Source organism: Pseudomonas sp. UYEF17 (assembly GCF_040546125.1).
Classification (GTDB): Bacteria; Pseudomonadota; Gammaproteobacteria; order Pseudomonadales; family Pseudomonadaceae; genus Aquipseudomonas; species Aquipseudomonas putida_Z.
This window is the reverse complement of the sequence record NZ_JBEPNE010000014.1, coordinates 141,724-155,251: the sequence shown is the minus strand read 5'-3', so window position 1 is coordinate 155,251 and position 13,528 is coordinate 141,724. Positions and strand designations below refer to the sequence as shown.

28 protein-coding genes are annotated in these 13,528 nt (G+C 56.6%); all 28 read left to right on the top strand.

From position 1 onward, the window contains the following. The coding region (locus ABIB24_RS19840; protein WP_080667851.1) for an EF-Tu C-terminal domain-related protein at positions 1 to 111 on the top strand (111 nt) is incomplete at its 5' end. 141 nt (positions 112 to 252) lie between these two features. Further along, on the top strand, positions 253 to 564 hold the full coding sequence (rpsJ, locus tag ABIB24_RS19835; protein WP_003186070.1) for a 30S ribosomal protein S10: 312 nt from the start codon (positions 253 to 255) through the stop codon (positions 562 to 564). Between the two features lie 80 nt (positions 565 to 644). Further along, positions 645 to 1,280, top strand: coding sequence for a 50S ribosomal protein L3 (gene rplC / locus ABIB24_RS19830; RefSeq protein ID WP_003257089.1), 636 nt, complete (start codon positions 645 to 647; stop codon positions 1,278 to 1,280). 12 nt (positions 1,281 to 1,292) lie between these two features. Next, positions 1,293 to 1,895: a 50S ribosomal protein L4 gene (rplD, locus tag ABIB24_RS19825; protein ID WP_008089819.1), complete on the top strand. Its 603-nt coding sequence runs from the start codon at positions 1,293 to 1,295 to the stop codon at positions 1,893 to 1,895. After that, the gene (gene rplW / locus ABIB24_RS19820) at positions 1,892 to 2,191 is read left to right on the top strand and encodes a 50S ribosomal protein L23 (protein ID WP_003255484.1); all 300 of its coding nucleotides are present in this window, start codon (positions 1,892 to 1,894) and stop codon (positions 2,189 to 2,191) included. The genes rplD and rplW overlap by 4 nt, the downstream gene beginning before the upstream one ends. Positions 2,192 to 2,205: 14 nt before the next feature. Next, positions 2,206 to 3,030 (top strand): 50S ribosomal protein L2, encoded by an 825-nt coding sequence (rplB, locus tag ABIB24_RS19815; RefSeq protein ID WP_015268750.1) that lies wholly within the window; start codon positions 2,206 to 2,208, stop codon positions 3,028 to 3,030. A gap of 16 nt (positions 3,031 to 3,046) precedes the next feature. Continuing rightward, complete coding sequence (gene rpsS / locus ABIB24_RS19810; RefSeq protein WP_003255482.1) at positions 3,047 to 3,322, top strand: 30S ribosomal protein S19; 276 nt, start codon at positions 3,047 to 3,049, stop codon at positions 3,320 to 3,322. 11 nt (positions 3,323 to 3,333) lie between these two features. Next, complete coding sequence (gene rplV, locus ABIB24_RS19805; protein WP_003103908.1) at positions 3,334 to 3,666, top strand: 50S ribosomal protein L22; 333 nt, start codon at positions 3,334 to 3,336, stop codon at positions 3,664 to 3,666. A gap of 13 nt (positions 3,667 to 3,679) precedes the next feature. Next, positions 3,680 to 4,366, top strand: a complete 687-nt coding sequence (rpsC, locus tag ABIB24_RS19800; RefSeq protein ID WP_003255481.1) for a 30S ribosomal protein S3 — start codon at positions 3,680 to 3,682, stop codon at positions 4,364 to 4,366. 12 nt (positions 4,367 to 4,378) lie between these two features. Next, on the top strand, positions 4,379 to 4,792 hold the full coding sequence (gene rplP / locus ABIB24_RS19795; RefSeq protein WP_003255479.1) for a 50S ribosomal protein L16: 414 nt from the start codon (positions 4,379 to 4,381) through the stop codon (positions 4,790 to 4,792). Then, complete coding sequence (gene rpmC, locus ABIB24_RS19790; protein ID WP_002555481.1) at positions 4,792 to 4,983, top strand: 50S ribosomal protein L29; 192 nt, start codon at positions 4,792 to 4,794, stop codon at positions 4,981 to 4,983. The genes rplP and rpmC overlap by 1 nt, the downstream gene beginning before the upstream one ends. A 2-nt stretch (positions 4,984 to 4,985) precedes the next feature. Further along, positions 4,986 to 5,252 carry a 30S ribosomal protein S17 gene (gene rpsQ / locus ABIB24_RS19785; RefSeq protein ID WP_003255478.1) on the top strand — a complete coding sequence of 89 codons (267 nt, stop codon included), beginning with the start codon at positions 4,986 to 4,988 and terminating at the stop codon, positions 5,250 to 5,252. A 23-nt stretch (positions 5,253 to 5,275) separates the two neighbouring features. After that, positions 5,276 to 5,644: a 50S ribosomal protein L14 gene (rplN, locus tag ABIB24_RS19780; protein ID WP_002555479.1), complete on the top strand. Its 369-nt coding sequence runs from the start codon at positions 5,276 to 5,278 to the stop codon at positions 5,642 to 5,644. 11 nt (positions 5,645 to 5,655) lie between these two features. Next, on the top strand, positions 5,656 to 5,970 hold the full coding sequence (gene rplX / locus ABIB24_RS19775; protein ID WP_016715319.1) for a 50S ribosomal protein L24: 315 nt from the start codon (positions 5,656 to 5,658) through the stop codon (positions 5,968 to 5,970). 20 nt (positions 5,971 to 5,990) lie between these two features. Next, complete coding sequence (rplE, locus tag ABIB24_RS19770) at positions 5,991 to 6,530, top strand: 50S ribosomal protein L5 (RefSeq protein WP_003257095.1); 540 nt, start codon at positions 5,991 to 5,993, stop codon at positions 6,528 to 6,530. 13 nt (positions 6,531 to 6,543) lie between these two features. After that, positions 6,544 to 6,849 carry a 30S ribosomal protein S14 gene (gene rpsN, locus ABIB24_RS19765; protein WP_013970638.1) on the top strand — a complete coding sequence of 102 codons (306 nt, stop codon included), beginning with the start codon at positions 6,544 to 6,546 and terminating at the stop codon, positions 6,847 to 6,849. Positions 6,850 to 7,058: 209 nt separating this feature from the next. Next, positions 7,059 to 7,451 (top strand): 30S ribosomal protein S8, encoded by a 393-nt coding sequence (gene rpsH, locus ABIB24_RS19760; RefSeq protein ID WP_009681971.1) that lies wholly within the window; start codon positions 7,059 to 7,061, stop codon positions 7,449 to 7,451. 12 nt (positions 7,452 to 7,463) lie between these two features. Beyond that, positions 7,464 to 7,997, top strand: a complete 534-nt coding sequence (gene rplF, locus ABIB24_RS19755) for a 50S ribosomal protein L6 (RefSeq protein ID WP_009681972.1) — start codon at positions 7,464 to 7,466, stop codon at positions 7,995 to 7,997. Positions 7,998 to 8,007: 10 nt separating this feature from the next. Further along, positions 8,008 to 8,358 (top strand): 50S ribosomal protein L18, encoded by a 351-nt coding sequence (rplR, locus tag ABIB24_RS19750; protein ID WP_009397496.1) that lies wholly within the window; start codon positions 8,008 to 8,010, stop codon positions 8,356 to 8,358. 3 nt (positions 8,359 to 8,361) lie between these two features. Next, the gene (gene rpsE / locus ABIB24_RS19745; RefSeq protein WP_003255465.1) at positions 8,362 to 8,862 is read left to right on the top strand and encodes a 30S ribosomal protein S5; all 501 of its coding nucleotides are present in this window, start codon (positions 8,362 to 8,364) and stop codon (positions 8,860 to 8,862) included. A 2-nt stretch (positions 8,863 to 8,864) separates the two neighbouring features. Further along, positions 8,865 to 9,041, top strand: a complete 177-nt coding sequence (rpmD, locus tag ABIB24_RS19740; RefSeq protein WP_003255463.1) for a 50S ribosomal protein L30 — start codon at positions 8,865 to 8,867, stop codon at positions 9,039 to 9,041. Between the two features lie 3 nt (positions 9,042 to 9,044). Then, entirely contained in the window at positions 9,045 to 9,479 is a 435-nt protein-coding gene (rplO, locus tag ABIB24_RS19735; RefSeq protein WP_003257107.1) for a 50S ribosomal protein L15, read from the top strand. Then, on the top strand, positions 9,480 to 10,811 hold the full coding sequence (gene secY, locus ABIB24_RS19730) for a preprotein translocase subunit SecY (protein WP_003257108.1): 1,332 nt from the start codon (positions 9,480 to 9,482) through the stop codon (positions 10,809 to 10,811). Positions 10,812 to 10,839: 28 nt separating this feature from the next. Next, on the top strand, positions 10,840 to 10,956 hold the full coding sequence (rpmJ, locus tag ABIB24_RS19725; RefSeq protein WP_002555468.1) for a 50S ribosomal protein L36: 117 nt from the start codon (positions 10,840 to 10,842) through the stop codon (positions 10,954 to 10,956). A gap of 131 nt (positions 10,957 to 11,087) precedes the next feature. After that, positions 11,088 to 11,444 carry a 30S ribosomal protein S13 gene (gene rpsM, locus ABIB24_RS19720; protein ID WP_003257112.1) on the top strand — a complete coding sequence of 119 codons (357 nt, stop codon included), beginning with the start codon at positions 11,088 to 11,090 and terminating at the stop codon, positions 11,442 to 11,444. Positions 11,445 to 11,462: 18 nt separating this feature from the next. Further along, positions 11,463 to 11,852: a 30S ribosomal protein S11 gene (gene rpsK / locus ABIB24_RS19715; protein WP_003255454.1), complete on the top strand. Its 390-nt coding sequence runs from the start codon at positions 11,463 to 11,465 to the stop codon at positions 11,850 to 11,852. A 15-nt stretch (positions 11,853 to 11,867) separates the two neighbouring features. Continuing rightward, entirely contained in the window at positions 11,868 to 12,488 is a 621-nt protein-coding gene (gene rpsD / locus ABIB24_RS19710; protein WP_003257114.1) for a 30S ribosomal protein S4, read from the top strand. Positions 12,489 to 12,510: 22 nt separating this feature from the next. Beyond that, a complete protein-coding gene (locus tag ABIB24_RS19705; RefSeq protein ID WP_003255452.1) occupies positions 12,511 to 13,512 on the top strand; it encodes a DNA-directed RNA polymerase subunit alpha in 1,002 nt (333 codons plus the stop codon). The last annotated feature ends 16 nt before the right edge of the window (positions 13,513 to 13,528 follow it).

The window sequence follows — 13,528 nt, the reverse complement described above, 5'->3', positions numbered from 1 at the left end:
ATGACTGTTACCCTGATCAAGACCATCGCAATGGAAGACGGTCTGCGCTTCGCTATCCGTGAAGGCGGTCGTACCGTCGGCGCCGGCGTCGTAGCCAAAATCATCGAGTAATCACTCGACCGATTGAAAAAACCCCCGCTCAGCGGGGGTTTTTTTTATTGGGTTGACACTAAATGGGGGCGTCTATAGAATCACGCCTCCTTTTAGCGGGCGTAGTGCGTCCGTTGGGAACAGCCTGGAGTCTGAAATCCAATGCAAAATCAGCAAATCCGTATCAGGTTGAAGGCTTTCGACCATCGCCTGATCGACCAATCCACCCAGGAAATCGTGGAAACCGCGAAACGTACTGGTGCACAAGTGCGTGGTCCAATTCCACTGCCTACCCGCAAAGAGCGTTTCACCGTTCTGGTTTCCCCGCACGTCAACAAAGACGCGCGTGACCAGTACGAGATCCGCACTCATAAGCGCGTTCTGGACATCGTCCAGCCAACGGATAAAACCGTTGATGCGCTGATGAAGCTTGATCTGGCGGCAGGTGTGGAAGTACAGATCAGCCTCGGCTAAGACTTCGGTCTGGTCGTGTAACGCTCTGAAATGGGCGGCCATAGCGGGTGAAAGCCCCGTACACTCATGAGGTTTACAACATGACTATTGGTGTAATCGGTCGCAAGTGCGGTATGACCCGCATTTTCACCGAAGAAGGTGTCTCCATTCCGGTCACGGTCATCGAGATCGAGCCGAATCGCGTCACCCAGTTCAAAACTGAAGAAACCGATGGCTACCGTGCAGTGCAAGTCACTGTCGGCGAGCGTCGTGCTTCGCGTGTGACTGCCGCTCAGGCAGGTCACTTCGCCAAGGCCAACGTTGCCGCTGGTCGCGGTGTCTGGGAGTTCCGTCTTGAAGAAGGCGATTTCCAGGCTGGCGATCTGATCAAAGCTGAACTCTTCACTGCAGGCCAGCTGGTAGACGTTACTGGTCAGTCCAAAGGTAAAGGCTTCGCCGGTACCATCAAGCGCTGGAACTTCCGTGGCCAGGACAACACCCACGGTAACTCCGTGTCGCACCGTGTCCCAGGTTCCATCGGCCAGTGCCAGACTCCTGGTCGTGTGTTCAAGGGCAAGAAAATGTCCGGTCACATGGGCGCCGAGCGCGTGACTGTTCAGTCCCTGGAAGTAGTTCGCGTAGACGCTGAGCGCAACCTGCTGCTGGTCAAGGGTGCCGTTCCAGGCGCTACTGGCGGCGACGTGGTTGTACGTCCAGCTGTCAAGGCTCGCGGTTAAGGGGAAACTGACATGCAACTCAATGTAAATGACGCTCAGGCGATCGAAGTTTCCGAACTGACTTTCGGTGGCGAATTCAACGAGACGCTGGTACACCAAGCAGTCGTGGCCTACATGGCCGGCGGCCGTCAGGGCACCAAGCAGCAGAAGACCCGTTCCGACGTGGCTGGTGGCGGTAAGCGCCCATGGCGTCAGAAGGGTACTGGCCGTGCTCGTGCTGGTACCACTCGTGGTCCGATCTGGCGTGGCGGTGGTGTAACCTTCGCAGCTCGCCCTCAAGATCACTCGCAGAAGCTCAACAAGAAGATGTATCGCGCAGCCCTGCGCTCCATCCTCGCTGAGCTGGTGCGTAGCGACCGTCTGGTCGTGGTTCAGGACTTCGCTGTTGAAGCACCGAAAACCAAAGATCTGCTGAACAAGCTGAACGGCATGGGTCTGAACGACGTACTGATCGTTTCCGACGCTGTTGATCAGAACCTGTACCTGGCTGCTCGCAACCTGCCGCACGTCGACGTACGTGACGTACAAGGTTCCGACCCGGTCAGTCTGATCGCATACGAGAAAGTGTTGATCACTGTCTCGGCCGTGAAGAAATTCGAGGAGCTGCTGGGATGAACCAGGAACGCGTATTCAAAGTCCTCCTTGGCCCGCACGTTTCCGAGAAGGCTACCGTTCTGGCTGAGAAAAAAGGCCAGTTCGTATTCAAGGTTGCTACCGATGCAACCAAGCTGGAAATCAAGAAAGCTGTCGAAGGCCTGTTCAACGTAAAAGTTGAAAACGTGTCGACTGTTAACGTTCTGGGTAAAACCAAGCGTACCGCACGTGGTCTGGGCAAGCGTAATGACTGGAAGAAGGCGATCGTCTCCCTTCAGCCAGGCCAAGATCTCGATTTCAGCAGCAGTGCTGAGTAAGGAAGGGGTGCATCATGGCAATCGTTAAATGCAAACCGACTTCCCCTGGCCGCCGTTTCGTGGTCAAGGTGGTCAACCAGGAGCTGCACAAAGGCGCTCCTCACGCACCGCTGATCGAGAAGAAATCGAAGTCTGGTGGTCGTAACAACAATGGCCGCATCACCACTCGTCACGTTGGTGGTGGTCATAAGCAGCATTACCGTCTGGTCGACTTCCGTCGCAACGACAAAGATGGCATCCCAGCCACTGTCGAGCGTATCGAATACGACCCGAACCGTACTGCTCACATCGCCCTGCTGTGCTACGCAGACGGTGAGCGTCGCTACATCATCGCCCCTAAAGGCGTGAGCGCTGGCGACCAGCTGATCGCAGGTGCCCTGGCCCCAATCAAGGCCGGTAACTCCCTGCAGCTGCGCAACATCCCAGTAGGTAGCACCATTCACGGCATCGAACTGAAGCCGGGTAAAGGTGCTCAGATCGCTCGTTCCGCTGGTGCTTCGGCTCAGCTGATCGCTCGTGAAGGCGTCTACGTGACTCTGCGTCTGCGTTCCGGTGAGATGCGTAAAGTACTGGCTGAGTGCCGTGCGACCCTGGGCGAAGTCTCGAACTCCGAGCACAGCCTGCGTTCGCTGGGTAAAGCTGGTGCCAAACGCTGGCGCGGCGTTCGCCCAACCGTTCGTGGTGTTGCCATGAACCCGGTTGACCACCCACATGGTGGTGGTGAAGGTCGTACCTCCGGTGGTCGTCATCCGGTATCGCCATGGGGCTTCCCAACCAAGGGTGCGAAGACCCGTGGTAATAAGCGTACCGACAACATGATCGTCCGTCGTCGCAAGTAACTAGAGGGATACGACAGTGCCACGTTCTCTGAAAAAAGGTCCTTTTATCGATCTTCACCTGCTGAAGAAGGTCGAAGTGGCGGTGGAGAAGAACGATCGCAAGCCAGTTAAAACCTGGTCGCGCCGTTCGATGATCCTGCCACAAATGGTCGGTCTGACCATCGCGGTACACAACGGTCGTCAACATGTCCCAGTTCTGGTGAACGAAGACATGGTCGGCCACAAACTGGGCGAGTTCGCCGGTACCCGCACCTATCGCGGGCACGTGGCTGACAAGAAAGCCAAGCGTTAAGGGGTAAGGAAATGGAAGTAGCCGCTAAGTTGTCGGGCGCTCGCATCTCCGCCCAGAAAGCCCGCTTGGTCGCCGACCAGATCCGCGGGAAGAAGGTGGGCGAAGCGCTCAACCTGTTGGCCTTCAGCAGCAAAAAAGCCGCTGAAATCATGAAGAAAGTCCTCGAGTCGGCCGTTGCCAACGCCGAACACAACGAAGGCGCAGACGTTGATGACCTGAAGGTCTCCACCGTCTTCGTCAACGAAGGGCGTTCGCTGAAGCGCATCATGCCACGTGCCAAAGGCCGTGCTGATCGCATCGTCAAGCGGTCTTGCCATATCACTGTCAAGGTTGCGGACAAGTAACGGAGTCGATCAGATGGGTCAGAAAGTACATCCCACTGGCATTCGCCTGGGAATCGTCAAGGAGCACACCTCCGTCTGGTACGCAGACGGTGCTACTTACGCAGATTACCTGTTGAAGGATCTGAAAACGCGTGAGTACCTCCAGGACAAACTAAAAAGCGCGTCCGTAAGCCGTATCGATATTCATCGTCCGGCTCAAACTGCACGCATCACCATCCACACCGCTCGTCCCGGTATCGTTATCGGTAAGAAAGGTGAAGATGTCGAGAAGCTGCGTCAGGACCTGACCAAGCAGATGGGTGTGCCTGTGCACATCAACATCGAAGAGATCCGCAAGCCGGAACTCGACGCTATGCTGGTTGCGCAGAGCGTAGCTCAGCAGCTGGAACGCCGCGTAATGTTCCGTCGCGCCATGAAGCGCGCCGTACAGAACGCCATGCGTATTGGTGCCAAGGGCATCAAGATCCAGGTGAGCGGTCGTCTCGGCGGTGCTGAGATTGCTCGTACCGAGTGGTATCGCGAAGGTCGTGTGCCTCTGCACACCCTGCGTGCCGATATCGACTACAACACCTACGAAGCTCACACCACTTACGGTGTGATCGGTGTGAAGGTTTGGATCTTCAAAGGCGAAGTTATTGGTGGTCGCCAAGAAGAACTGAAACCACAAGCACCAGCGCCTCGTAAAAAAGCTGCTAAGTAAGGGGTACGCCAAATGTTGCAACCAAAGCGTACAAAATTCCGCAAGCAGATGACCGGCCACAACCGTGGTCTGGCACTGCGCGGTAGCAAAGTCAGCTTCGGCGAATTCGCCCTGAAAGCTGTTGCTCGCGGTCGCCTCACCGCTCGCCAGATCGAGTCCGCACGTCGTGCGCTGACCCGTCACGTAAAACGTGGCGGTAAGATCTGGATCCGTGTCTTCCCGGACAAGCCGATCTCCAAGAAGCCTCTCGAGGTTCGTATGGGTAAAGGTAAGGGTTCCGTGGAATACTGGGTTGCCCAGATTCAGCCAGGCAAAGTCCTGTATGAAATCGAGGGTGTTTCTGAAGAGCTGGCGCGCGAAGCTTTCGCCCTGGCTGCTGCAAAGCTGCCTCTCGCCACCTCCTTTGTTAAGCGGACGGTGATGTGATGAAAGCGAATGAACTTCGTGAAAAATCGGCACAGCAACTGAATGAGCAACTGCTCGGCTTGCTGCGCGACCAGTTCAATCTGCGTATGCAGAAAGCAACTGGCCAGTTGGGGCAGTCGCACCTGCTCTCGCAAGTTAAGCGTGACATCGCTCGCGTGAAAACTGTGCTCAACCAGCAGGCAGGTAAGTGATCATGGCTGAAGCTGAAAAAACCGTCCGTACGCTGACTGGCCGTGTCGTCAGCGACAAAATGGACAAGACCATCACCGTTCTGATCGAGCGTCGCGTAAAGCACCCGATCTACGGTAAATACGTTAAGCGTTCGACTAAGCTGCACGCGCACGACGAAGCCAACCAGTGCAAGATCGGCGACAAGGTTTCCATCCGTGAAACCCGTCCGCTGGCCAAGACCAAGTCCTGGGCACTGGTTGAAGTCCTCGAACGCGCTGTTGAAGTCTAAGGGCTAGGGGTCGGAGAAATTTTATGATTCAGACTCAATCCATGCTCGATGTGGCCGATAACAGCGGCGCTCGTCGCGTCATGTGCATCAAGGTGCTCGGCGGTTCGCACCGCCGTTACGCCGGCATCGGTGACATCATCAAGGTAACCGTCAAGGAAGCAATTCCGCGCGGTAAGGTCAAGAAAGGCCAAGTGATGACCGCTGTTGTAGTGCGCACCCGTCACGGTGTTCGTCGCGCTGACGGTTCCATCATTCGTTTCGACGGCAACGCTGCTGTTCTGCTGAACAACAAGCAAGAGCCGATCGGCACTCGCATCTTCGGGCCAGTGACCCGTGAACTTCGTACTGAGAAGTTCATGAAGATCGTCTCGCTCGCCCCTGAAGTGCTGTAAGGAGATCCGACATGCAAAAGATTCGTCGTGACGACGAGATCATCGTGATCGCCGGCAAAGACAAAGGTAAGCGCGGTAAGGTGCTGAAGGTTCTGGCTGATGACCGTCTGGTCGTTGGTGGTGTGAACCTGGTCAAGCGTCATACCAAGCCTAACCCGATGGCGGGCGTACAGGGCGGTATCGTCGAAAAAGAAGCGCCTCTGCACGCTTCCAACGTTGCCATCTTCAACGGCGAAACCAACAAGGCTGACCGCGTTGGTTTCAAAGTAGAAGACGGTAAAAAAATTCGTGTCTTCAAGTCGACCCAAAAAGCGGTTGATGCTTGAACACTGCTAGGTAGAAGACCATGGCACGACTGAAAGAGATTTACCGGAACGAAATCGCTCCTAAGCTTAAGGAAGAACTTAAGCTGTCGAACGTGATGGAAGTTCCGCGCGTTACCAAGATCACCCTGAACATGGGTCTGGGCGAAGCGATCGGCGACAAGAAAGTCATCGAGCACGCTGTTGCCGACCTGGAAAAGATCACCGGTCAAAAGCCGGTCGTGACTTTCGCTCGTAAATCCATCGCGGGCTTCAAAGTCCGTGAAGGCTGGCCGATCGGTGTCAAGGTGACCCTGCGTCGCGACAAGATGTACGAATTCCTGGACCGCCTGCTGGCGATCTCCCTGCCTCGGGTTCGCGACTTCCGCGGCCTGAATGCCAAGTCCTTCGATGGCCGTGGCAACTACAGCATGGGCGTGAAAGAGCAGATCATCTTCCCGGAAATCGACTACGACAAGATCGATGCTCTGCGCGGTTTGGACATCACCCTGACCACCACTGCTCGTTCGGACGACGAAGGCCGCGCTCTGCTGCGTGCTTTCAAGTTCCCGTTCCGCAACTGATTGGAGTAGGAAAATGGCCAAGAAGAGCATGAAAAACCGCGAGCTGAAGCGTCAGCTCACGGTAGCCAAGTACGCCAAAAAGCGTGCCGAGCTGAAAGCGACCATCGTCAACCTGAACGCCTCTCCTGAAGAGCGTTTCGCTGCCGTTGTCGCCCTGCAGAAGCAGCCACGTGATGCCTCCGCTTCGCGTCTGCGCAACCGTTGCCGCCTGACCGGTCGTCCTCACGGTGTATACCGTAAGTTCGGCCTGGGCCGTAACATGCTGCGTCAAGCTGCAATGCGCGGTGACGTACCAGGTCTGGTCAAGGCCTCCTGGTAATCGCTGCAGGCTGGATCCCGGCGGAAGGGGAGCATTCTTCCGACCGCCGGTGACCTCGCCAACAAACAAGCCCCTATATGGGGCTTGTTTCGTTTCTACCTTGTGTCTAGAATGACCGGCTCACCTGAGCCTGGGTTTTTTGCCCTGTCCGCTCGGGTGGTTGTGATAGCCGCAAGGCTAATAATTCTTGTATCAGGAGCATCTAGCCCATGAGTATGCAGGACCCGTTAGCGGACATGCTAACTCGCATCCGTAATGCCCAGATGGCTGAAAAGTCCGTCGTAAGCATGCCTTCCTCCACCCTGAAGGTCGCGGTTGCCAAAGTTCTGAAAGACGAAGGTTACATCGCCGGCTACCAGGTAACTGGTGAGGCCAAGCCTTCCCTGTCGATCGAACTGAAGTACTTCGAAGGCCGTCCGGTCATCGAGGAACTGAAGCGCTCCAGCCGTCCAGGCCTGCGCCAGTACAAGTCCGTCGCAGAGCTGCCGAAAGTACGTGGCGGTCTGGGCGTGTCTATCGTCTCCACCAACAAAGGTGTGATGACTGATCGCGCTGCACGCGCTGCCGGTGTCGGCGGCGAAGTTCTGTGCACAGTGTTCTAAGGGGAGATAGGCATGTCTCGCGTCGCTAAGAACCCCGTTAAGCTGCCAGCAGGCGTCGAAGTCAAATTCGCCGGCCAGCAGCTTTCGGTGAAGGGTGCCAAAGGCACTCTCGAACTGAACGTTCACTCGTCTGTTGAAGTTACCGAAGAGTCTGGCGAGCTGCGTTTCGTCGCTCGCAACGGTGACCAGCAAGCTCGCGCCATGGCCGGTACCACCCGCGCTCTGGTGAACAACATGGTCCAGGGCGTAAGCCAAGGCTTCGAGCGCAAGCTCCAGCTGGTCGGTGTTGGTTACAAGGCACAGGCCAAGGGCACCGTCCTGAACCTGGCCCTGGGCTTCTCGCACCCAGTGGACTACGAACTGCCAGCCGGTATCACCGCTGAAACCCCAAGCCAGACCGACATCCTGATCAAGGGTATCGACAAGCAGCTGGTGGGTCAGGTGGCCGCTGAAATCCGCGACTTCCGTCCGCCAGAGCCTTACAAAGGCAAGGGTGTGCGTTACGCGGACGAAGTAGTCCGTCGTAAAGAAGCCAAGAAGAAGTAGGGCCTAGCAAATGACCGACAAAAAAGTTACTCGACTGCGTCGCGCTCGCAAAGCACGTCTCAAGATGCACGAACTCGAAGTCGTGCGCCTGTGCGTGTTCCGCTCCTCGCAGCACATCTACGCCCAGGTCATTTCGGCCGACGGCAGCAAGGTTCTGGCAAGCGCCTCGACCTTGGACAAAGAACTGCGTGATGGCGCCACTGGCAACATCGACGCGGCCACTAAGGTTGGCAAGCTGGTAGCTGAGCGTGCGAAAGCCGCCGGTGTATCTCAAGTTGCCTTTGACCGTTCCGGCTTCAAGTACCATGGCCGCGTCAAAGCGCTGGCTGATGCTGCTCGTGAAGGCGGGCTGGAGTTCTAAGTTATGGCAAATAACGATCAAAAGCGCGACGAAGGCTACATCGAGAAGCTGGTTCAAGTTAACCGCGTTGCCAAAACCGTAAAAGGCGGCCGTATCTTCACCTTCACCGCGCTGACCGTGGTAGGTGATGGTAAAGGTCGTGTTGGCTTCGGCCGTGGCAAGTCGCGCGAAGTACCTGCCGCGATCCAGAAAGCCATGGAAGCTGCTCGCCGCAACATGATCCAGGTTGACCTGAAGGGCACCACCCTGCAGTACGCCACCAAGGCTGCCCACGGCGCCTCGAAGGTTTACATGCAGCCTGCCTCGGAAGGTACCGGTATCATCGCCGGTGGCGCAATGCGTGCTGTCCTGGAAGTTGCTGGTGTTCAGAACGTTCTGGCCAAGTGCTACGGTTCGACCAACCCAGTGAACGTGGTTTACGCCACCTTCAAGGGTCTGAAAGCCATGCAATCTCCTGAATCCATTGCTGCCAAGCGCGGCAAGAGCGTCGAGGAGATCTTCTGATCATGGCAACCGTAAAAGTAACGCTGATCAAGAGCGTCTCGGGCCGTCTGCCTAACCACAAGCTGTGCGTTAAGGGCCTGGGTCTGCGTCGCATCGGTCACACTGTAGAAGTCCAGGATACTCCCGAAAACCGCGGGATGATCAACAAGGCTTACTACATGCTGAAGGTCGAGGGTTAATCGATGAAACTCAATGATCTGAGTCCAGCGCCGGGTTCCCGTCGCGAGAAGCATCGTCCAGGTCGTGGTATCGGTAGCGGTCTGGGTAAGACCGGCGGCCGTGGCCACAAAGGTCAGACTTCCCGTTCGGGTGGTTCGATCGCTCCTGGCTTCGAAGGCGGTCAACAGCCGCTGCACCGTCGTCTGCCGAAGTTCGGCTTCGTTTCCCTGAAAGCCATGGACCGCGCCGAAGTGCGTCTGTCCGAGCTGGCCAAGGTGGAAGGCGACGTGATCTCCGTGCAATCCCTGAAGGATGCCAACGTGATCGGCCAGAACGTACAGCGTGTGAAAATCATGCTGTCTGGCGAAGTCACTCGCGCAGTCACCATCAAGGGTATCGCAGCCACCAAGGGTGCGCGTGCGGCTATCGAAGCAGCTGGCGGCAAGTTCGAGGAATAAATGGCTAAGCAAGGTGCTCTCTCTTCGCTCGGTAAGGGCGGGATGTCGGAACTCTGGGCTCGTCTGCGCTTTCTGTTCATGGCGATCATCGTCTATCGGATAGGTGCGCATATCCCGGTTCCTGGCATCAATCCAGACCGTCTGGCGGATCTGTTTCGGCAGAATGAGGGGACCATTCTTAGCTTGTTCAACATGTTTTCCGGTGGCGCGCTCGAGCGCATGAGCATCTTTGCACTGGGGATCATGCCGTACATCTCGGCATCGATCATCATGCAGCTGATGACGGCGGTCAGCCCGCAACTGGAGCAGTTGAAGAAGGAAGGTGAAGCTGGCCGTCGCAAGATCAGCCAGTACACCCGCTACGGCACCGTTATCCTGGCACTGGTTCAAGCCATTGGCATGTCCATTGGCCTGGCCAACCAGGGCGTGGCGTTTTCTGTAGGCCTGGGCTTCCATGTCGTTGCCGTCTCCACCTTCGTGGCGGGCGCGATGTTCATGATGTGGCTGGGCGAGCAGATCACCGAGCGCGGTGTGGGCAACGGTATCTCGATGTTGATCTTCGCGGGTATCGTTGCCGGTCTTCCGAGAGCAATCGGGCAGTCTTTCGAGTCTGCACGCACAGGCGATATCAACATTTTCGCCCTGGTCGCTATCGGTTTGCTGGCAGTAGCGATTATCGGCTTCGTGGTGTTCATTGAGCGTGGTCAGCGTCGTATCGCCGTTCACTACGCCAAGCGTCAGCAGGGCCGCAAGGTCTTCGCTGCGCAGACCAGCCACTTGCCGCTGAAGGTGAACATGGCGGGGGTTATCCCGGCCATTTTCGCGAGCAGCATTCTGCTGTTCCCGGCTTCGCTGGGTGCCTGGTTCGGTCAGTCCGAAGGTATGGGCTGGCTGCAGGACATCTCGCAGTCGATCGCTCCTGGTCAGCCGTTGAACATTCTGCTGTTTAGTGCAGGGATCATTTTCTTCTGCTTCTTCTACACAGCGCTGATGTTCAACCCGAAAGACGTAGCGGAAAACCTGAAGAAGTCCGGTGCCTTTATTCCGGGTATCCGTCCTGGTGAGCAGTCGGCACGCTACATTGATGGCGTTCTGACCCGTCTGACCATGTTCGGTGCTCTTTACATGATGGCCGTCTGCCTTCTGCCCCAGTTCCTGGTGGTGGCAGCAAATGTGCCGTTCTACCTTGGCGGGACCTCGTTGCTGATTGTGGTAGTGGTTGTGATGGACTTCATGTCCCAAGTACAATCGCACCTCGTTTCGCACCAGTACGAATCCCTGATGAAGAAAGCCAACCTGAAAGGCTACGGTGGCAGCGGTCTGCTGCGCTGATACGCCCCTAAGGTTCGAGGAGTCGGTAATGAAAGTTCGTGCATCGGTGAAAAAGCTGTGCCGTAACTGCAAGATCATCCGTCGCGAAGGCGTCGTACGAGTGATCTGCAGCGCGGAACCGCGTCACAAACAGCGCCAAGGCTGAGTGTGATCTGCGCTTCAAACCCAGCAGCTAGTGTGCTGCTGGGTTGATTATTCGTTTCTACAGCGATATTATCTCGCGCCCTATTTCTTGGCTTCCGGGGCGTAGGTAGCTGTCAATTGGAGTCCCACTGAATGGCCCGTATTGCAGGCGTCAACATTCCAGATAACAAGCATGCTGTTATCTCGCTGACCTACATCTATGGTGTCGGTCGCACTACTGCACAGAAGATCTGTGCAGACGCTGGTGTAAACCCAGCCGCTAAGATCAAGGATCTGAGCGACGAGCAAATCGAAACCCTGCGTGGCGAAGTCGCGAAGTTCACCACCGAAGGTGACCTGCGTCGTGACATCAACATGAAGATCAAGCGCTTGATGGACCTGGGTTGCTACCGCGGCCTGCGTCATCGTAAAGGTCTGCCGGTTCGCGGTCAGCGCACCAAGACCAACGCACGCACCCGTAAGGGCCCGCGTAAGCCGATCCGCAAGTAATCGCCCAGGAATATAGACATGGCAAAACCTGCTGCTCGTCCTCGTAAGAAAGTCAAAAAGACAGTGGTTGATGGCATCGCCCACATCCATGCCTCTTTCAACAACACCATCGTGACCATCACCGACCGTCAGGGCAACGCTTTGTCCTGGGCGACCTCCGGTGGTTCGGGTTTCCGTGGTTCGCGCAAATCCACCCCGTTCGCAGCCCAGATCGCTGCTGAGCGTGCTGGTCAAGCTGCGCTGGAATACGGTCTGAAGAACCTCGACGTAAACGTCAAGGGTCCAGGTCCAGGTCGTGAGTCCGCCGTTCGTGCACTGAACAGCTGCGGCTACAAGATCGCCAGCATCACCGACGTGACGCCAATCCCGCACAACGGGTGCCGTCCGCCGAAGAAGCGTCGCGTGTAATCAGGAGACAGATAAATGGCACGTTACATTGGTCCAAAATGCAAACTGTCTCGTCGTGAAGGCACTGACCTGTTCCTGAAGAGCGGCGTTCGCGCTCTGGAATCGAAGTGCAACATCGAAGCAGCCCCAGGTATCCACGGCCAGCGCCGTGGCCGTCAGTCCGACTACGGTACCCAGCTGCGCGAGAAGCAAAAAGTTCGTCGTATCTACGGTGTTCTGGAGCGTCAGTTCCGCGGTTACTACCAGGCTGCAGCCTCGAAAAAAGGCGCAACCGGTGAAAACCTGCTGCAACTGCTCGAGTGCCGTCTGGATAACGTCGTCTACCGTATGGGCTTCGGCTCGACTCGTTCCGAGTCCCGTCAGCTGGTTTCGCACAAAGCGATCAGCGTCAACGGTAAGACTGTAAACATTCCATCCTACCAAGTTCGTCCGGGTGACGTGGTCGCGGTTCGCGAGAAGTCGCTGAACCAGCTGCGCATTGTTCAAGCCCTTGAACTGTGCGCCCAGCGTGGCCGCGTTGAGTGGGTTGACGTGGATGCTGCTAAAAAGTCGGGCGTTTTCAAGAACGTTCCTGCTCGCAGCGACCTGTCTGCCGACATCAACGAGAACCTGATTGTCGAGCTCTACTCCAAGTAAGGGCTAGAAAATAGGTGCATCCATGCAGATTTCGGTAAATGAGTTCCTGACTCCCCGCCACATTGATGTGCAGGTAGTCAGTCCGACCCGCGCCAAGATTACGCTCGAGCCTCTCGAGCGTGGTTTCGGCCATACCCTGGGCAACGCGCTGCGCCGCATCCTGTTGTCCTCCATGCCTGGCTGTGCAGTAGTCGAGGCCGAGATCGACGGCGTACTCCACGAGTACTCCGCGATCGAAGGTGTTCAGGAAGACGTCATTGAAATCCTGTTGAACCTGAAAGGCCTGGCTATCAAACTGCACGGTCGTGACGAAGTTACGCTGACCTTGTCGAAAAAGGGTTCGGGGGTGGTTACCGCTGCCGATATTCAGCTGGATCACGATGTCGAGATCGTCAACCCCGATCACGTAATCGCGAACCTGGCGTCGAACGGCGCTCTGAACATGAAGCTCACTGTAGCTCGTGGTCGTGGTTACGAGCCGGCCGACTCCCGTCAAACCGACGAAGACGAAAGCCGTAGCATTGGCCGTCTGCAGTTGGACGCTTCGTTCAGCCCGGTGCGTCGTATCGCCTATGTGGTCGAGAACGCCCGTGTTGAACAGCGTACCAACCTGGACAAGCTGGTCATTGATCTGGAAACCAACGGCACCCTGGATCCTGAAGAGGCTATCCGCCGCGCTGCGACCATCCTGCAACAGCAGCTGGCCGCGTTCGTCGACCTCAAAGGTGACAGCGAGCCTGTCGTAGTCGAGCAGGAAGACGAGATCGATCCGATCCTGCTGCGTCCGGTTGACGACCTGGAACTGACTGTACGTTCGGCCAACTGCCTCAAGGCGGAGAACATCTACTACATCGGCGACCTGATTCAGCGTACCGAAGTAGAGCTGTTGAAGACTCCTAACCTGGGCAAGAAGTCCCTGACTGAAATCAAGGACGTCCTGGCCTCTCGTGGTCTGTCTCTCGGCATGCGCCTCGACAACTGGCCGCCTGCAAGTCTTAAGAAAGACGACAAGGCGACCGCCTGATCGTCGTAATCACCGA

Excerpts from the sequence above, each read along its gene's own strand:
- rpsJ (WP_003186070.1), top strand. The coding sequence starts at position 253 with ATGCAAAATCAGCAAATCCGTATCAGGTTGAAGGCTTTCGACCATCGC.
- rplC (WP_003257089.1), top strand. The coding sequence starts at position 645 with ATGACTATTGGTGTAATCGGTCGCAAGTGCGGTATGACCCGCATTTTC.
- rplD (WP_008089819.1), top strand. The coding sequence starts at position 1,293 with ATGCAACTCAATGTAAATGACGCTCAGGCGATCGAAGTTTCCGAACTG.
- rplW (WP_003255484.1), top strand. The coding sequence starts at position 1,892 with ATGAACCAGGAACGCGTATTCAAAGTCCTCCTTGGCCCGCACGTTTCC.
- rplB (WP_015268750.1), top strand. The coding sequence starts at position 2,206 with ATGGCAATCGTTAAATGCAAACCGACTTCCCCTGGCCGCCGTTTCGTG.
- rplV (WP_003103908.1), top strand. The coding sequence starts at position 3,334 with ATGGAAGTAGCCGCTAAGTTGTCGGGCGCTCGCATCTCCGCCCAGAAA.
- rpsC (WP_003255481.1), top strand. The coding sequence starts at position 3,680 with ATGGGTCAGAAAGTACATCCCACTGGCATTCGCCTGGGAATCGTCAAG.
- rplP (WP_003255479.1), top strand. The coding sequence starts at position 4,379 with ATGTTGCAACCAAAGCGTACAAAATTCCGCAAGCAGATGACCGGCCAC.
- rpmC (WP_002555481.1), top strand. The coding sequence starts at position 4,792 with ATGAAAGCGAATGAACTTCGTGAAAAATCGGCACAGCAACTGAATGAG.
- rpsQ (WP_003255478.1), top strand. The coding sequence starts at position 4,986 with ATGGCTGAAGCTGAAAAAACCGTCCGTACGCTGACTGGCCGTGTCGTC.
- rplN (WP_002555479.1), top strand. The coding sequence starts at position 5,276 with ATGATTCAGACTCAATCCATGCTCGATGTGGCCGATAACAGCGGCGCT.
- rplX (WP_016715319.1), top strand. The coding sequence starts at position 5,656 with ATGCAAAAGATTCGTCGTGACGACGAGATCATCGTGATCGCCGGCAAA.
- rplE (WP_003257095.1), top strand. The coding sequence starts at position 5,991 with ATGGCACGACTGAAAGAGATTTACCGGAACGAAATCGCTCCTAAGCTT.
- rpsN (WP_013970638.1), top strand. The coding sequence starts at position 6,544 with ATGGCCAAGAAGAGCATGAAAAACCGCGAGCTGAAGCGTCAGCTCACG.
- rpsH (WP_009681971.1), top strand. The coding sequence starts at position 7,059 with ATGAGTATGCAGGACCCGTTAGCGGACATGCTAACTCGCATCCGTAAT.
- rplF (WP_009681972.1), top strand. The coding sequence starts at position 7,464 with ATGTCTCGCGTCGCTAAGAACCCCGTTAAGCTGCCAGCAGGCGTCGAA.
- rplR (WP_009397496.1), top strand. The coding sequence starts at position 8,008 with ATGACCGACAAAAAAGTTACTCGACTGCGTCGCGCTCGCAAAGCACGT.
- rpsE (WP_003255465.1), top strand. The coding sequence starts at position 8,362 with ATGGCAAATAACGATCAAAAGCGCGACGAAGGCTACATCGAGAAGCTG.
- rpmD (WP_003255463.1), top strand. The coding sequence starts at position 8,865 with ATGGCAACCGTAAAAGTAACGCTGATCAAGAGCGTCTCGGGCCGTCTG.
- rplO (WP_003257107.1), top strand. The coding sequence starts at position 9,045 with ATGAAACTCAATGATCTGAGTCCAGCGCCGGGTTCCCGTCGCGAGAAG.
- secY (WP_003257108.1), top strand. The coding sequence starts at position 9,480 with ATGGCTAAGCAAGGTGCTCTCTCTTCGCTCGGTAAGGGCGGGATGTCG.
- rpmJ (WP_002555468.1), top strand. The coding sequence starts at position 10,840 with ATGAAAGTTCGTGCATCGGTGAAAAAGCTGTGCCGTAACTGCAAGATC.
- rpsM (WP_003257112.1), top strand. The coding sequence starts at position 11,088 with ATGGCCCGTATTGCAGGCGTCAACATTCCAGATAACAAGCATGCTGTT.
- rpsK (WP_003255454.1), top strand. The coding sequence starts at position 11,463 with ATGGCAAAACCTGCTGCTCGTCCTCGTAAGAAAGTCAAAAAGACAGTG.
- rpsD (WP_003257114.1), top strand. The coding sequence starts at position 11,868 with ATGGCACGTTACATTGGTCCAAAATGCAAACTGTCTCGTCGTGAAGGC.
- ABIB24_RS19705 (WP_003255452.1), top strand. The coding sequence starts at position 12,511 with ATGCAGATTTCGGTAAATGAGTTCCTGACTCCCCGCCACATTGATGTG.